Source organism: Psychrobacter sp. HII-4, from assembly GCF_904846595.1.
GTDB lineage: Bacteria > Pseudomonadota > Gammaproteobacteria > Pseudomonadales > Moraxellaceae > Psychrobacter > Psychrobacter celer.
Window position 1 is genome coordinate 1 of sequence record NZ_CAJHBJ010000024.1, and the last position, 17,529, is coordinate 17,529.

12 protein-coding genes and 2 pseudogenes are annotated in these 17,529 nt (G+C 47.9%); 13 read left to right on the forward strand and 1 reads right to left on the reverse strand.

Annotated elements, in window-relative coordinates:
- Positions 1 to 170 (forward strand): annotated as a pseudogene (locus JMX98_RS10350) (zinc ribbon domain-containing protein); the annotation flags it as partial.
- A gap of 60 nt (positions 171 to 230) precedes the next feature.
- Here JMX98_RS10350 and JMX98_RS10355 read toward each other — a convergent pair.
- The gene (locus JMX98_RS10355; RefSeq protein WP_201586385.1) at positions 231 to 677 is read right to left on the reverse strand and encodes a hypothetical protein; all 447 of its coding nucleotides are present in this window, start codon (positions 675 to 677) and stop codon (positions 231 to 233) included.
- 164 nt (positions 678 to 841) lie between these two features.
- Here JMX98_RS10355 and JMX98_RS10360 point away from each other — a divergent pair, with 164 nt between their 5' ends.
- The 12 genes and pseudogenes from JMX98_RS10360 (at position 842) to JMX98_RS10415 (ending at position 17,478) form a co-directional block, all read left to right on the forward strand.
- Complete coding sequence (locus tag JMX98_RS10360; protein WP_201586387.1) at positions 842 to 1,549, forward strand: HAD family hydrolase; 708 nt, start codon at positions 842 to 844, stop codon at positions 1,547 to 1,549.
- A 105-nt stretch (positions 1,550 to 1,654) separates the two neighbouring features.
- A protein-coding gene (gene prfB, locus JMX98_RS10365; RefSeq protein WP_201586389.1) for a peptide chain release factor 2 occupies positions 1,655 to 2,750 on the forward strand; the annotation gives its coding sequence in 2 pieces (ribosomal slippage) (positions 1,655 to 1,726 and positions 1,728 to 2,750; 1,095 coding nt in all).
- Positions 2,751 to 2,793: 43 nt separating this feature from the next.
- On the forward strand, positions 2,794 to 3,078 hold the full coding sequence (locus JMX98_RS10370; RefSeq protein ID WP_192993871.1) for a pyrimidine/purine nucleoside phosphorylase: 285 nt from the start codon (positions 2,794 to 2,796) through the stop codon (positions 3,076 to 3,078).
- Between the two features lie 189 nt (positions 3,079 to 3,267).
- Positions 3,268 to 4,428 (forward strand): DNA topoisomerase IB, encoded by a 1,161-nt coding sequence (locus JMX98_RS10375; protein ID WP_201586391.1) that lies wholly within the window; start codon positions 3,268 to 3,270, stop codon positions 4,426 to 4,428.
- A 354-nt stretch (positions 4,429 to 4,782) separates the two neighbouring features.
- A complete protein-coding gene (locus tag JMX98_RS10380) occupies positions 4,783 to 6,480 on the forward strand; it encodes an AMP-binding protein (protein ID WP_201586393.1) in 1,698 nt (565 codons plus the stop codon).
- A 179-nt stretch (positions 6,481 to 6,659) separates the two neighbouring features.
- The gene (locus JMX98_RS10385; RefSeq protein WP_201586395.1) at positions 6,660 to 7,436 is read left to right on the forward strand and encodes an SDR family NAD(P)-dependent oxidoreductase; all 777 of its coding nucleotides are present in this window, start codon (positions 6,660 to 6,662) and stop codon (positions 7,434 to 7,436) included.
- 99 nt (positions 7,437 to 7,535) lie between these two features.
- The gene (locus JMX98_RS10390) at positions 7,536 to 8,105 is read left to right on the forward strand and encodes a L,D-transpeptidase family protein (RefSeq protein WP_227680132.1); all 570 of its coding nucleotides are present in this window, start codon (positions 7,536 to 7,538) and stop codon (positions 8,103 to 8,105) included.
- A 265-nt stretch (positions 8,106 to 8,370) separates the two neighbouring features.
- Positions 8,371 to 10,968, forward strand: a complete 2,598-nt coding sequence (clpB, locus tag JMX98_RS10395) for an ATP-dependent chaperone ClpB (protein WP_201586397.1) — start codon at positions 8,371 to 8,373, stop codon at positions 10,966 to 10,968.
- A gap of 202 nt (positions 10,969 to 11,170) precedes the next feature.
- Positions 11,171 to 12,439 carry a PQQ-dependent sugar dehydrogenase gene (locus JMX98_RS10400; RefSeq protein ID WP_201586399.1) on the forward strand — a complete coding sequence of 423 codons (1,269 nt, stop codon included), beginning with the start codon at positions 11,171 to 11,173 and terminating at the stop codon, positions 12,437 to 12,439.
- Positions 12,440 to 12,518: 79 nt separating this feature from the next.
- Positions 12,519 to 13,694 (forward strand): annotated as a pseudogene (locus JMX98_RS10405) (BCCT family transporter); the annotation flags it as partial.
- A gap of 196 nt (positions 13,695 to 13,890) precedes the next feature.
- A complete protein-coding gene (locus tag JMX98_RS10410) occupies positions 13,891 to 15,519 on the forward strand; it encodes a BCCT family transporter (RefSeq protein WP_201586401.1) in 1,629 nt (542 codons plus the stop codon).
- A 306-nt stretch (positions 15,520 to 15,825) separates the two neighbouring features.
- Complete coding sequence (locus JMX98_RS10415; protein WP_201586403.1) at positions 15,826 to 17,478, forward strand: BCCT family transporter; 1,653 nt, start codon at positions 15,826 to 15,828, stop codon at positions 17,476 to 17,478.
- Positions 17,479 to 17,529: the final 51 nt, after the last annotated feature.

Consider the following 17,529-nt stretch of genomic DNA (forward strand, 5'->3'; position numbering starts at 1 on the left):
TGCTCGTGTTGCGGCTCCCGCCAAGACAGTCCGAAAGGTAGATCAGGTCTTGGTATAAGAGAGTGGTTTTGTCGTTCTTGTAAAACGACCCATAACAGAGATGTTAATGGAGCAAAAAACATTCTCGTGGTCGGGCTTGACCGTCTTTAGTAGGAATTCCCTCCGTTTAGGGAGGGGAGGAAGTCAACCGTTGTTCGTCTTATCGTCGCTGACATTGTGGTTGCGCGTATTTACGTCATGAGCATCATGACCAGCCAAATAACCGCAAAGATAGCAATCCCGATCATCAGACCTCGAAAGATATCATGGCGTATAGAGTAGTCGTCGAGATAAGCGTTATTGCTAGCTTGCGGATTGTGTAAGGCATTGACGCTCTCGGCGCCGGCGTTTTTGCCGACAAAAAACCCAATAATGGCACCCAAAACCAGCAGGATGGGCGTAAACAACCAAAAAATATCGCCCGTGCCTAGATTGAATAAAGAGCGAATCACGACGATAGCAAGATCAATAAACAACCCGCCAGCGCCATACAGCAAAGCTGTCAAGAGCGCGTAGAAGATAAGTGCCATCGGAGACTGATAATCCTCTCCTCGTTGCCGCCGCCTAATCTCTTTGATAGAGCGGGCAGGGCGTCTCGGTCGACGAGCGGTGGTGGACTGGGGATTGGGCGTTTTCATAAGCTTCTCTGTTTTTATTATAAAGTTAGCATAATTTTGTTTGCCAAACAGTTGTATTCACGAAATATTACCGAGTCATGGAAGATGGGGTGCCACCAACTATCACCCAACTTTTAACCCTTCTTTACCAATCATCGTTTTATCACTCACCATAAGGTTTTATTATGCAGGCAGCACAACCGATAGCAAAAGAACTGGCGCTTTTTGATTTGGATCATACTTTGCTCGATGTCGATAGCGATTATCTTTGGGGCGAGTATATCGTCAAGCACAATCTGGTCGATGAAGCCGAATATCGTACGGCCAATCAAAAGTTTTATCAGGACTATATCGAAGGCACGCTCGATGCCACTGAGTACAATGAGTTTGTCGCCCAGTTTTTGAGCAGCTTACCGATGGAGAGGCTACACGCGTTACGCGAAGACTATATTAAGTCTGAGATCGAGCCGCACATCCGCCCAAAAGCGATGGAGGTGCTCTGTCAGCATGTAGAAAAAGGGCATGATGTGGTGATAATCTCCGCGACCAATGATTTTGTGGTGTCTGCCATCGCAAAGCGTTTTGGGGTTGAGGCTGGCAATGTATTGTCGACGCCGCTTGAGATAAAGGACGCCCGTTATACCGGCAAGCTCACCGACAAGCCAAACTTTAAAGAAGGTAAGATTTATCATCTCGATAAGTGGCTAAATAAGCAGCAGCTCGCTGGCGTTCGCTTTGAAAAAACTTATGCGTATTCAGATTCTAAAAATGACATCCCGCTGCTAGAATGGGCGGACGTCGCAGTCTGCGTGTCTCCTGATGAGGCGCTGCATGCTCATGCGCTGGCGCATCGCTGGGCGGTCGAAGATTGGTCGATTGAGGTTGGTCAATGAGCCGCTACCAGTCAGCGCACAATTAATCCATTATGTAACCGAAATCTCATTTAAAATAGCGCCCGAGTGCGACCTTTATTTTTTAGCAAAAAAACAGGACTATTTATGGAAATCAATCCGTATCAAGAAAAAATCAAAGACTTATCTGAGCGAGGACAGGACCTTCGGAGGTATCTTTGACTTCGATGGTAAGCAAGAGCGCCTAGAAGAAATCAATTTGGAATTAGAAAATCCTGAGCTATGGAACGATCCTGAGCGCGCGACCAAGATTAATAAAGAAAAAAGTCAGCTTGATGGTGTCATCGACGTGGTGATATCGCTTGAGACTACCTTGGCAGATGCCTCTGCCATGCTCGAGCTGGCGGTCGAGGCAGAGGACGAGTCACTGCTGGCGGACGTGCAAAGCGAGTTAGATAGTGCCGAGACGCGTGTGGCGGACTTGGAGTTTCGCCGTATGTTTAGCGGCGAGATGGACCCAAACAACTGCTACTTAGACATTCAGTCGGGTAGTGGCGGCACCGAAGCACAAGACTGGGCTGAGATGCTGCTGCGGATGTATACGCGCTGGGCGGAGTCACATGGCTTTAAGGTCGAGGTCATCGAAGTGTCGTCTGGTAGTGTCGCTGGGATTAAATCAGCGACGATCGAGATCAAAGGCGACTATGCGTTTGGCTGGCTGCGTACCGAGATTGGTGTGCATCGCCTAGTGCGTAAGTCACCATTTGATAGCAACAATGGCCGTCATACGTCATTTGCCGCTGTTTTTGTTTCGCCTGAGATTGACGACAACGTCGAGATTGATATTAATCCGGCCGATCTGCGTATCGATACCTACCGCTCATCGGGCGCGGGTGGTCAGCACGTCAACACCACTGATTCTGCGGTGCGTATTACCCACGAGCCAACTGGCGTGGTGGTCACGTGCCAAAACGAGCGTAGCCAGCATGGCAACAAAGCCACTGCCATGAAAATGCTGCGCGCCAAGCTTTATGAGCTTGAGATGCAAAAACGTATGGAAAAACAGCAAGCGGTCGAAGACAATAAGTCTGACGTCGGCTGGGGCAGTCAAATTCGCTCGTATGTGCTCGATGACTCACGTATCAAGGACTTGCGTACTGGCGTTGAGACGTTTAATACCAGCGCGGTACTCGATGGTGATCTCGATCAATTCATCGAAGCCAGCCTTAAAGCAGGACTGTAAGGTTTATCAACACATTTTAAACACCATTACTTAAGGAAAATTTATGCCAAGCGTAAATAGTTATTTTGACGATAAAGTCACATCGATCGCCTTTCAGACAGCCACTTTGCCAGCGACTGTCGGCGTGATGGAAATTGGGGAGTATGAATTTGGCACCAGCGAATTTGAGACCATGAGTGTGGTGAGCGGCGCGTTGACCGTTAAACTGCCAGAAAGTAGCGAATGGCAGACCTTTGATGCTGGCGAGTCATTTACCGTTGAAGCCAATCAGAAGTTTGGCGTAAAAGTAGAGGTTGAGACCGCTTATTTATGCACTTATGGTAAATAAAGCTTTTTAGATTTGTCGTCATATTGACACTAGCCATAAAAAACGCCAAGTATTAAGTGCTTGGCGTTTTTTTTATGGTAATTGGACGGCTATTTACACAGTATTACACTTTGTTTGTGGCAAGCAAACAGCAAAAACTGCCGCAATTCATTATGCTAAAGCGTCTATTTTATCAATCGAGTATTTTTTATGGCGAAGTTAGACCAGCAAACAACCCCGCAAGATGTACGCCATGATTATGAACATTTAGCACGCTTGGCAAACCTGCGTTATGTCAGCGACGATGAACCTGGATTTACCCGTCGGCGTTGGGGTCGCGGCTTTACCTATCGTGATGCGGCAGGCAAGACGGTAAAAGATAAAGCGCTGCGCAAGCGCTTTGATGCGCTGGTGATACCGCCGATGTGGTCAGAGGTGTGGATATGCCAAGACGAAAAAGGCCATCTGCAATCGACAGGCCGCGATGACAAAGCGCGCAAGCAGTACCTGTATCATCCGGAGTGGAACCGCGTGCGCGATCACGCCAAGTTTGCCGCGATGATAGGGTTTGCGACCGCGTTGCCCACGCTGCGCGAGCAAGTCGAAAAAGATCTAGAAGCTGCGCCGTTATCACGCGCCAATGTATTAGCCGCCGTGGTCAAGTTATTGGAAACTACCCTTATTCGTATCGGTAATAGTCGCTATGCAAAGATGAATAAAAGCTATGGCCTGAGTACGCTGCGCAGTAAGCACGTGAGCGAGACGGATAACGGTCTGGCGTTTGATTTTGTCGGCAAAAGTGCCAAAGAGCACCATATCGAACTACAAGACGAGCGCTTGATTGAAATTGTGCAAGCCTGTAGTGAGCTGCCTGGGTATCAGATTTTTAAATATCTAGATGGAAATGGCGATAAGCAAGTTGTGGATAGCAGCGATGTCAATGACTACTTGCGCCGTCATCTGTGTGCGGCTACAGAGGCGCACAAACAGCCGAGCAGCGAGGACTTGGAGGGTCTTACATCGGGCAGATTGTACAGTGCAAAGGACTTTCGTACTTGGATGGCCAGTGTACTGGCAGCGAGCTATCTGTATGATGAGCTGCAGACCTCGGCAGGCCGGACAATCCTAGCCAGCGCGCCTGCTAGCAAGGCGCGTCAGCAGCTGGTTACCGATATGGTGAAGAGCGTGGCCGAAGAGCTTGGCAATACGCCAGCGGTATGCCGTGCTTCTTATATTCATCCGATGCTTATCGAACGGTTTTTGGCAGGTCAGTTTTTTGAAACATACAAACACGCCCGACGCGGCCGTAGCAAAAAGCACCAAAGCTGTGAAGAAAAAGCGCTGTTAAGCTGCCTGTGTACTTGGCAATAATCGGTGGGCTTAGCAATGAGACGTTATGTCGCATAAGCCTGCCATGGCGATGAAATGATAAGTCATATGCAATTGCGCTGAACAGTCATGACTATATATAAACTAAATAGATAGAAACTACGTAGAAATAATAATACCAGCAGAAAAAATAATATAAAAATGATACGTTATGTATTGAAATAATAAGTAAAATGCGTTACTAATAGCGTATAGACAATAAAAACCGCCCATAGGATAGGGCGGTTTTACAAGTGAGACAGTGGTGTTTTGATTCATGAGCATTTTTATCCATGATGTCATGTGCCGCTGTTGTCACTTGTCATCAATGACCTGCAAGTGCTAAAGGATTGGCTTATGACTACCTCATCGACTCCCACGACAACTCACACCGATACGCGCCCACACTACCGCGATTATTATCAAAACTTTAATATCAATAACTTATTGACCGAAATATATGGCGAGCATCTGGACGACCAGCGAAATGCTTACATGGCCTGCTGCGGGCGCCATGTGCGTGATGGGCGGGGTGAGCATCTCGCACTCGTACACGAAGACACAGCAGGCAACGTCACGCGCCTAAGCTTCGCTGAGCTTGATAAGGCCAGTGGTCACGTTGCCAACTTGCTCCAGTCATATGGTGTGCAAGCTGGCGATCAAGTGGCGACCATGCTGCCGCGCACACCTGAACTGCTGACTATTGTATTGGCGACATGGCGTATTGGTGCCGTGTATCAGCCGTTATTTACCGCTTTTGGCTATGAGTCGATCAAATACCGTATGGATAAGGCCAATACCAAAGTGGTATTTACTAACCTTGAGAACCGCGGCAAGTTTGAGGATTTGGCTGAGCAAACCAAAATGGTCTTGGTGGGCGGCAATGATAGCCAGCAGGACCATGGCTGGGGTGACGATCGTTATGAGGAAGTGGTAGCAGCGCAGCCATCTACGGCGGCGCCTGTGCTCTTGGATACAGATGCGCCATTTTTGCAGATGTTTACCTCTGGGACCGTCGGTAAATCTAAGGGCGTCAGCGTTCCTCTCAGCGCGCTCTCGGCTTTTTATCTATATATGCGTTATGCCATCGATTTGCGCGCCGATGATAATTACTGGAATATGGCCGATCCTGGCTGGGCCTATGGGTTGTATTATGCCATTACAGGGCCGTTGCTGATGGGCATCACCACCCATTTTAATGAGTCAGGATTTGATGCAGAAAACACGCGCGACTTTATGGCGCGTCATAAGATTACCAATTTGGCCTCCTCGCCCACTGCCTTTCGTATGATGAAATCCAGCGGCGTGTTTGAGCAGGCGCATGATGATAGCGATGCCGCGCTATCCCTACGCTGCGCCAACTCGGCAGGCGAGACCCTAAATACCGAGGTCGTCAACTGGGTGGAGACTTATCTAAACTGCAAAGTCTGTGACCAATATGGACAAACTGAGACGGGAATGACGTGCTGCGAGCACCATGCTTTGATCCATGAGTGTCCTGTCGGCTCAATGGGTATGGCGCTTCCAGGGCATACCCTCGTCGTGTTGGATGATGACATGAATGTCTTGCCTGATGGTGAGCAAGGCCAGCTGGCGGTGGTGGTCAGTCAGTCGCCCGCGTTTTATTTCCGTGGTTATAGCTGGAATGAAAAAGACGCCTTTGTCGGTGATTACTACCTAACAGGCGATGTGGTCGAACGTCATAGTGACGGTAGCTATTGGTTCTCAGGGCGTGATGATGACATCATCATTACCGCAGGCTACCGTGTGGGGCCGACTGATGTCGAAAACACCGTACTGGAGCATGATGCGGTGGCAGAGTCGGCGGCCGTTGGCGTACCTGATGAAGTGCGCGGTCATACCATCAAGTCGTATGTGGTGCTAAAGGACGGCATCGAAGGCTCAGATGAGCTGGCCAAAGAAATACAAGACCTGGTACGCAAGCGTCTATCGACACACGCCTATCCGCGTGACGTTGAGTTTGTGGCAGCATTGCCCAAGACACCAAGTGGCAAGATTCAGCGCTTTTTGCTGCGCAGTTTGTCTGCGGCATAAGCCAAGAAAAACGCGACGATATCAAGACGCGGCCATATTAAGGGCGACTGTACGTCAGTCGCCGCCTTATTGGCCATGTTGGCTTAAGATGAGCAATGCATCATGCATTGTCTCAAATATTTTTCCGTACACTATAAAGACTACATGCAAAGAATACCAGACAAATAAAAGGAAGGATTATGCAAATTGAACAACACAGCTTTTTGGTAACGGGCGGTGCATCAGGCCTTGGCGAAGCCGTGGTACGGGCAATCGTCGCTCAAGGCGGCAAGGTGGTCATCGCCGATTTAAATGAATCGGCAGGACAAGCACTGACTGATGAGCTAGGCGCAAATAGCCGTTTTGTACGCTGTGATATCACCAGCGGCGAGGATGTGCAAGCAGCAGTAGACATGGCCGAACGAGCCTTTGGCGGTCTGCAAGGCTCTATCAACTGCGCGGGCATTGCGGTGGTACAAAAGCTACTCGATCGTGAAAATAAACCTGCCGATCTCGAGGCGTTTAGCCGCGGGGTTCATATCAATCTCGTGGGGTCTTTTAACGTCGCACGTTTGGTAGCGGCTAGCATCGCTAAGCGTGTGGCAGCTGGCGCTTACGCATCAAACGCAGACAACGGTATTATCATCAATACCGCCTCTATCGCCGCCTTTGATGGACAAGTTGGGCAGGCCAGTTATGCGTCATCGAAAGCGGGCGTGGTCGGGCTGACATTGCCGCTTGCACGCGAGCTGTCGCGCCACGGCATCAGAGTCATGACCATCGCGCCTGGTGTGTTTGCCACACCGATGATGGACACCATTCCCGAAAAGGCGCGCGAACAGTTAGAAGCAGGTGTGCCGTATCCTAAGCGTTTGGGTGCTCCAAACGAGTTTGCCAAATTGGTTACTCATATCATTGATAACGCCTACCTAAACGGCGAAGTGATACGCTTAGATGGCGCGATTCGTATGGTATAATCGCGCTTTTAGCGTATTCATACTTTTTGCACATATTTGACACAAATTTTTGTTATTTTATAAAAGCCCATTACTGGTGGATTATAAAAGGCAAAGACTGTGTCATTTTTTCGTTTATACCCCAAAAAAATCATCCTGCTGTCCTTGGCGATGCTTATTTTGCTCGGCGTTGGCCTGACAGGCTACAAAGCGCTCGCTGCAGCAAATCACTTTGACAAAGGCCATCAAACTGACCTTGCAAATATCACGATTGACAAAGTCTATGTCGATAAGTCCGAGCGGGTATTAAAGCTATTAAGTGGCGATCGAGTAATCAAAACTTATCACATTGCTTTAGGGGATAGCCCATTGGGACATAAGCGCCAAGAAGGCGACGAGCGCACACCGACAGGGAGTTATATTCTCGATTATAAAAATGAAAACTCTAGCTACTATCGCTCCATCCACATCAGTTATCCTAACGCCGCTGATAAAGCCCAAGCCAAAAAACGCGGGGTCAGTGCGGGTGGTGATATTATGATTCATGGACAAAAAAACGGCCTTGGTCATCTAGCGGCCATTACGCAGCAGCGTGATTGGACGGATGGCTGTATTGCGGTGACTAATGATGAGATGGATGAGATTATGGCATTGGTTGCCATTGATACACCGATCGAAATCGTGGAATAAACTCCTACTTGGCGACCATGCGGCAATGCGTATAACGGCTTTGTTTTTAAGAATGGGTGTCTTGAAACGCACGGTATAAAACCTTATGAATAAGAATAAGTTTATATCATTGCTAATAGTAAGGTTTTTTATTGTTTTTCGCTTGAAATACAAGGTACTATACCCTATATAAATATTAACTAAAGGCGAGTAGGCGAGTCTAATACTTATAAGAGTCTGCTGTCATTTTGACCCATAACATACAGAAATATCAAAGGATAACAATATGAGGTTTGAGAAATTTACCCAAAAGCTGCAAACGGCTATCTCCGAGGCGCAAAGTCTGGCTCTAGGACGTGATCACACAGGCATAGACCCTGTGCATCTGCTTGCCGTACTGCTACAAGATGAGTCTAACTTATCTATCTGTCAGCAAGCAGGCGCGTCGATTCCAGCGCTAAAAAACGGCGTAGCAAAAGCGCTCGATAATCAAGCGACAATTAGCGAGCCGACAGGTGATGTCAACCTAAACCCAAACTCAGTGAAGATTTTAAACCTAGCCGATCGCCAAGCGCAGAAGGCAGGTGATGAATTTATTGCCACTGAATGGGTGCTATTGGCACTTGCTGAACAAGGCGAGACCAAAAAAATCTTTGAAAACGCAGGCGTGACAGCCAGTCAGTTAAAGGCTGTGATCGAAAAATTACGTGGAGACGAAACGGTGGACAATCAAAATGCCGAAGATCAGCGTGATGCGCTAAACAAATACACCATCAACTTAACTGAGCAGGCTGAGCTGGGTAAGCTAGACCCTGTCATTGGCCGTGATGAAGAGATTCGCCGTACCATTCAAGTGCTCTCGCGCCGCACCAAAAACAACCCCGTGCTCATCGGTGAACCGGGTGTCGGTAAGACGGCCATCGTCGAAGGCCTAGCACAAAAAATCATCAATGGCGATGTGCCAGAAGGGCTTCGTAATAAAGAAGTATTGTCGTTAGACTTAGGCGCGCTTATTGCGGGGGCAAAATTCCGCGGTGAGTTTGAGGAGCGCCTCAAAGGGGTGCTAAGTGACTTGGCCAAGCAAGAGGGCAATGTCATTTTGTTTATCGATGAGCTGCATACCATGGTCGGCGCGGGTAAGTCAGAGGGCGCGATGGATGCAGGCAATATGCTAAAGCCCGCGCTTGCACGCGGTGAGCTACACTGTGTGGGCGCAACGACGCTAGATGAGTACCGCCAATATATCGAAAAAGATGCCGCGCTTGAGCGCCGCTTCCAAAAAGTATTGGTTGATGAGCCAACGGTTGAAGACACCATTGCGATTTTGCGTGGTCTAAAAGAGCGTTATGAGCTGCATCACGGTGTCGATATTCAAGATAGCGCGATTATTGCCGCAGCACGCATGAGCCATCGTTATATTACCGATCGCAAATTGCCAGATAAGGCGATTGATTTAATCGATGAAGCGGCAAGTCGTCTGCGCATGGAGATGGACAGCAAGCCTGAAGCGCTTGGTAAGCTCGATAGCCGTTTGATTCAGCTAAAAATGCAGCGCGAAGTACTCAAAAACGAAGAAGATGCCGGCGCACAAGCAGAGCTTAAAGTGCTTGATAGCCAAATCGAAGAGCTAGAAAAAGAGTACGCCGATCTCAATGAAGTCTGGCAAGCGGAAAAAGCGCTGGTCAAAGGCTCTCAGCAGCTAAAAGACGAGCTGGACAAAGCGCGTATCGCTTATGACAAAGCCAGCCGCGAAGGTGACTACGAGACCATGAGTAAGCTGCAGTACGAGACGATTCCACAGCTTGAGCGCCGTATCACAGAGTCTGATTTGGCCGAGCAAAAAGAGCTGGCAGGTGATAATGGCGGTGCCAAACTGCTGCGTAATAAAGTCACGGACAACGAGATCGCAGAGGTGGTGGCAGCCGCGACGGGAATTCCTGTCAGCAAAATGCTGCAAGGCGAGCGTGACAAGATGCTGGCGATGGAAGAGAAGCTGCATGAGCGCGTCATCGGTCAAGATGAAGCGGTCAAAGCAGTCGCCAACGCTGTGCGCCGTAGCCGAGCTGGGTTGTCTGATCCCAACCGCCCATTGGGTTCGTTCTTATTTTTAGGGCCTACGGGGGTTGGTAAAACTGAGCTGACCAAATCACTGGCCAACTTCTTGTTTGATAGTGAGGATGCCATCATCCGTATCGACATGAGTGAGTATATGGAGAAACACAGCGTCAGCCGCTTAGTGGGCGCGCCTCCAGGCTATGTCGGTTATGAAGAAGGCGGCACCTTGACCGAAGCGGTACGCCGTAAGCCTTATAGCGTGATACTGTTTGATGAGGTCGAAAAGGCGCATCCTGATGTGTTTAATATCTTGCTACAAGTGTTAGACGATGGACGTTTGACCGACTCACAAGGCCGCGTGGTCGACTTCAAAAACACGGTGATTGTGATGACCAGTAACTTAGGCTCACACAAAATCCAAGAGATGGTCGGCGAGAGCTATGAAGACATCAAGTCTGAGGTGATGGATTCGGTCGGACAGCATTTCCGCCCAGAGTTTGTCAACCGTATCGATGAGATTGTGGTATTCCATCCGCTTGGCATGTCGCAGATGGCTGGTATTGCTGACATTCAGTTGCAGCGTCTACGTCAGCGTCTCCAAGAGCGTGAGATGGATATCGAGCTGTCAGCCGATGCGATGAACAAACTAGTCGCTATTGGTTACGATCCTGTGTATGGCGCGCGTCCACTAAAACGTGCGATCCAGCAAGAGATCGAAAACCCATTGTCATTAAAGCTATTGGCTGGTGACTTTGTCGCAGGTGATATCATCAAAGTCGATGTCGACGCAGATGATCAGCTGACATTTAATAAGCTCAGAATGAGCTAAATCAAGCGCTTGTTTTTCATTGAGTTAGTTTAGCGGTCTCTGCTAGCTAATGAAAAATCCAAACCCCTTATCTGCCTATTTTTATATGGTCAGGTAAGGGGTTTTTTTGTGTCAACATTTTTTACCGTTTACACACCTTGATTGTGGTATAAATAATGATAAAGCACATAAAAAGACGGCAAGATTAGGGAGATAAATCAGGATGACTATTATTAATAAAAGAATAAAAATGCCGTTGCTACTATCGCTCGTGGTAGCGTCACTGCTGTTTAGTGCCTCTGCATGCTCCAATCCTGCAGCCGTCAATACCGACGCCGATCTGACAGAATACAAAGAAGGCCAAGCCGCAGCGCGCGATTTGGCGGCCAATACCGAAAAACCTATCTTTGATACAAAAGCGCTCGCCATCTTTGATGAGCCTTGGGCAATGACGGCGCTACCAACGGCGGATAATGAGTCCCCCAAGCTCTTGGTGACTCAAAAGACCGGCGAGCTGTTTGTCGTTGATACTGCCATGGGTAGCAAGACAGCGGTAGCGGGTATACCGGCAGTGGCTTATGGCGGACAGGGCGGTCTGGGTGACGTCATCCTAGCGCCTGATTTTTCTACCTCTAAGCAGATATATCTCAGCTATGCTGAGGCAGGTACAGGCGGCGATAGCGGCAAGTTTGGGGCAAAAGTCATCAAAGCGGCACTAACGGGGCTGGATACTGAGACGCCAAGCTTACAAGCGCTGATGCCTATCTGGGAGCAAGCCCCAAAGGTACGCGGTCAAGGTCACTATAGCCATCGTTTGCTCTTCTCCCCTGATGGTCAGTATCTATATATCAGCTCGGGCGATCGCCAACAAAAAGCCCCCGCGCAGGACATGAGTGGCAACTTGGGAAAAATCATACGGCTACATCCAGATGGCTCTGTGCCAAAGGACAACCCATTTACCGAAGATAAGCACGAGATTGCCAAGCAGTTTTGGTCGATAGGTCATCGCAATGTCCTTGGTATGGTATTTGACGATGCCGGCAGACTTTGGGCGCATGAGATGGGGCCGCGCGGCGGTGATGAGTTTAATTTGATCAAAAAAGGCCGTAACTACGGCTGGCCGGTCGTCTCAAACGGCCGCAATTATAATGGGACTGATATTCCTGATCATGATACGCGGCCTGATTTTGCTGCGCCTCATATCACTTGGACGCCTGTTATCTCACCGTCCTCAATGAGCATTTACGCATCTGGCCGTCATAACGACTTTCCTGCATGGCAAGGGCATGCGCTTATCAGTGGTTTGTCTTCACAAGCGCTGATGGTGGTGCGCCTTGACAGCAACAATGGCAGTGAGAAAGCAGGTGAGCGTTATCGGTACGATATGGGGGAGCGGATGCGTAGTGTGTTGGCCGTCGATGGGCGAGTGTGGCTGCTCGAAGACGGCAAGGATGCCAGGCTGTTACAGTTGGTCAGTCGGCAACCTCTTTAATAAAACCAAAATAGAAATATAGTATCAGCTGTGTTTTAGCGGTATCTTTATTGAGTGAAATTGTGTAATTAATTGATAAATGGCGCTATCTTTAGCGTACTTCCACTTTAGACGGGGGTTGCCGCTGTCTATACGCTCGACTCTGTATCCGATATTGGGGCAAAAAATCTATGGACGCTGGGGCAATACTGTCGATGTTTTAGCGGTATTTGGCACGATGTTTGGGGTAGTCACTTCGCTGGGGTTGGGGGTGATGCAGATCAACTCAGGCCTCGAAAACCTATTTGGTTTTCCTAACAGTGTCGGTGTGCAGTTTGCCATTATTACCTTTATCACGCTGCTGGCTTGTGGTTCGCTGATGTTGGGCCTTGATAAAGGTATCAAGCGCTTAAGTGATATCAATATGGGTCTGACAGGCTTGCTACTGGCGTTTATGGTGGTTTTGGGCCCGACACTATTTATCTTTGATAGCTTTTTTGAAAATGTCGGAAACTATTTGGCCGCTATGGTGCCACTGAGCTTTTGGGGCGAGGCGTATAGCAATACCGATTGGCAAAGTAGCTGGACGATTTTTTATTGGGCATGGTGGGTTAGCTGGTCGCCGTTCGTTGGGGTGTTTATCGCACGTATTAGCCGTGGTCGTACCATTCGTGAGTTTACCCTTGGCGTGCTGCTCATTCCTATGACGATTTTGTTTTTTTGGTTTACCACCTTTGGCGGGGTGGCCATCCATATGGAGCTGCTCACCGCCCTTGATCCCGCTTTAGTGAGTCCAGGATTGGTCGACGCGGTAAATGCAGACTTCGGCAGTGCGATTTTTAGACTGATTGAGTACTATCCACTGACCAAGCCAATTACGTTGTTGCTCGTCGTCATGATTGTCCTGTGGTTTGTGACTTCCTCTGACTCGGCCAGTTTTGTCATCGATATGCTGACTGCTGGTGGTGATACCAATCCACCCAAGATTCAGCGTTTGTTTTGGGCGACGATGGAAGGTTTAATCGCGGCGATTTTGTTGGCTGCAGGTGGATTGGACGCATTACAAGCCGCTGCCATCGTTGCAGGTCTGCCATTTGCATTGGTCATCTTTGTGATGATGTATTCGTTATGGCGCGGTTTGAGCCGTGATCGCTTGATTTTGTACCGCGCGCAGCAGCAGTATATTACGGATGAGTCTATCGATCGCAATACCGCTGATGAGTTTGTCGATGAAGAGTTACTAAAGGGGCCGCCAAAGATTGTCAAAGGTGACTAGTCTTTATGTGCAGGCTAGCGCCGCAAAAAACAGTGCTAATCCACTGTGTTAAGTCACCTATTAAACAGTCATGCCACAATAGCTCTGGGAATTCAGGGCTATTTTTTTGTATCAAAACTTAACAATTGAGGGTGGGGTTTGATAAATGGGTAACATATTGTTAAGGTAACTCACCCTAACATATTGGATAACTAAGATGAGTGAACTCAAAATAGGTCGCTTAGGGCCTTTTCCGCGAGTAAATAAACCAGTGTTTATTGCGTCTGCAATATTGATTGTGGGGTTTATTATATTCGGCGCTTTGTTTCATGAGCTAGCAGATACGATGTTTACTAGTGCACAAAGCTTTATCACCAACCGCTTTGGTTGGATGTTTATTATTTTAATGAACGTGGCCGTGGGGCTGTGTCTGTATTTAATCTTTAGCAAATACGGTGATATCCGCTTAGGTCATCAAACCGAAACCCCGCAATATAGCCTGCCATCTTGGATAGGTATGCTGTTTTCAGCGGGTATCGGTATCGGCATCATGTACTGGGGCACCGCAGAGCCCGTCTATCACTTTATGGCGCCGCCACTGGGTGAGGCCGAGACAGTAGAGGCTGCCAAACAAGCGATGAATATCTCATTTTTGCATTATGGGATACACGCTTGGGCTATTTATGCCATCGTGGCGTTGTCATTGGCTTATTTTCATTTTCGCCGTGGCTTGCCTTTATCGATTCGCTCTAGTCTCTACCCGATATTGGGCCAAAAGATCTATGGCAAGTGGGGACATACGGTCGATACACTAGCGGTCTTTGGTACCATGTTTGGCGTGGTTACTACCTTGGGTTTTGGCGTATTGCAGATTAACTCTGGACTTGAGGGGTTATTTGGTTTACCTAATTCTGTCACCATGCAGGTGATCTTAATTGCCTTTATCACCATACTTGCCTGCGGCTCATTGCTAATGGGCTTGGATAAGGGTATCAAACGCCTAAGTGATACCAATATTGTTTTGACCTTTGTGTTGTTAGGGTTTGCTTTTATCATGGGACCTACACAGTACATCATGGACAGCTTGGTCGAAAACACCGGCAACTATATACAAAACATCGTCCAGCTCAGCTTTTGGAGTGAGGCCTATAGTAAAGGTGATTGGCAGTCTTCATGGACAATATTTTACTGGGCATGGTGGATCAGCTGGTCACCATTTGTCGGGGTGTTTATCGCGCGTATCTCTCGTGGTCGTACCATTCGTGAGTTTTTGCTCGGCGTGTTATTTATTCCGATGATTATTTTATTTTTCTGGTTCACGACCTTTGGCGGTGTCGCAGTAGACATGGAGCTGATCGGTAACCCTGGGTTTATCGAGGTGGTACAAAACGATTATGGTAGCGCCATCTTTAAACTGATGGAGTTTTATCCATTTACCAAAGCCACGACGATGTTGATCGTTCTGATGATTGTATTGTGGTTTGTGACCTCATCAGATTCGGCCAGCTTTGTCATTGACATGCTGACTGCTGGCGGCGATACCAATCCGCCTAAGATTCAGCGTTTGTTTTGGGCCATTATGCAAGGTCTGGTAGCGGCTATTTTGTTGGCTGCGGGCGGGCTTGGCGCCTTGCAAGCGGCGGCTATCGTCGCAGGGTTTCCCTTTGCTATCGTGGTATTTGTCATGTTGTATGCCATGATACGTGGGTTCAACCGTGATGAGCTGATACTGTATCGTGCCGAACAGCGCTTTATCACTGATGAGTCGATTGAGCACAATACCGCCAATGAGTTTGCGGATGAAGAGCTACTAGAAGGTCCGCCAGAAATCGTTAAGGGTGACTAGGCCTGTCCGCAATTTGGCCGCTAGTTATCTATAATCAGTTCGAAATAAAATCGATACGTTCATATGAACGTATCGGTTTTAAAGTAAATTAACTATACATGGACTAAACATATTTTGATACGCGTTAAGACCCCAGTCTCTTTGGAAGCTGGGGTTTTGTTTTTAGTTTGGTTAGCAAAATAGGGGCAAAAACCCCCTAGCACGGCATCATATTTTATTTATATACAAGGGCATCATAGCAGCGTTAGATTTGATAATTTATCAATGTCTTGATATGGTGGCGCTCTTTTAATTTTGGAAAGATCTATGGATCATGTGAAAGTTGGCCGAGTCGGCCCTTTTCCGCGAGTAAGCAAACCTGTTTTTTTGACCTCAGCCATTTTAATTACACTATTTATTATTTTTGGCGCACTGTTTAATCAGCAAGCAGAAATGGTGTTTAATCAAGCAAAAGCTTTTGTGTCTTTGCGTTTTGGTTGGTTTTTTATTGTCGTGATTAATACCACCTTGTTGATGAGTGTCTATATGATACTCAGTCGATATGGTGATATTCGTTTGGGGCATCAAAATGAGGAGCCTGAATACAAACTGCTCTCGTGGATAGGTATGCTGTTTTCAGCAGGTATCGGTATCGGGCTGCTGTACTGGGGCACCGCTGAGCCGCTATATCATTATATGGCGCCGCCGCTGGGCGAAGGGGAGACAGTCGCTTCAGCTAAGCTTGCGATGAATATCTCGTTTTTACACTACGGTATTCATGTTTGGGCGCTTTATGGCATGGTGGCTCTGGCTTTGGCTTACTTTCACTATCGCCGCGGCTTGCCGCTGGCTATCCGCTCGACTCTATATCCTATATTGGGCAAAAGAATCTATGGCGGCTGGGGTCACACAGTCGATACCTTAGCGGTATTTGGTACGATGTTTGGGGTAGTGACGACCTTAGGGCTTGGGGTGCTGCAGATTAACTCTGGTCTTGAGAGCTTGTTTGGTATTCCGAATAACACCAGTGTCCAGATTGTCTTGATTGCCATCATCACTGTTTTGGCAGGGATGTCGCTTTTTTTAGGCTTGGATAAAGGCATCAAGCGTCTAAGCGATATCAATATCTTTTTGACCATTATCTTACTGAGCTTTGTGATTATCTTAGGGCCCACGCAGTTTATTTTTAATAGCTTTGTAGAAAACATCGGTAACTATGTACATCAAGTGATTCCATTGGGGTTTTGGACAGAGTCCTATGAAGGACAAGAAAACTGGCAGGCTTCTTGGACGATTTTTTATTGGGCATGGTGGATAAGCTGGTCGCCATTTGTGGGTGTGTTTGTCGCGCGTATCTCTCGTGGCCGTACCATTCGTGAGTTCACCTTAGGGGTGTTATTGATTCCAGTGGCCATATTGTTTTTGTGGTTTACCGCTTTTGGGGGTTCTGCTGTTCATATGGAGCTACTAGCGGCGGCCAGTCCTGACCTGCTCAGCCCAGGTCTTGTGGAGGCGGTCAGGGCCGATACTGGTAGTGCGATATTTAAGTTGATGGAGTCTTATCCACTGACGTCGATGTTTAATTTACTGATTGTCATGATGATTGTATTGTGGTTTGTTACTTCCTCTGATTCGGCCAGTTTTGTGATAGATATGTTGACCTCAGGCGGTGATACTGATCCCCCAAAAGTTCAGCGTTTGTTTTGGGCAGGTACAGAAGGGGTAATCGCTGCGGTACTGCTCGCGGCAGGGGGGTTGATCGCGTTACAAGCCGCGTCTATCGTGTCAGGCTTACCTTTTGCTGTGGTGATTTTGGTCATGATGTATTCGCTATTACGTGGATTAAGCCGAGACCACCTGATTCTCTATCGTCAACAGCAGTGGTTTCTTACCGAAGAGTCAGCCGAGCACAACTCAGCAAATGAGCTGCCTGATGAGGATTTTTTAAAAGGTCCGATTGAGCTAAAGCGAGAAGACTGATCTTCGTGCGCGACTATTTGCCTTTTAAGTATATCTTATCGCTTTAAAAAA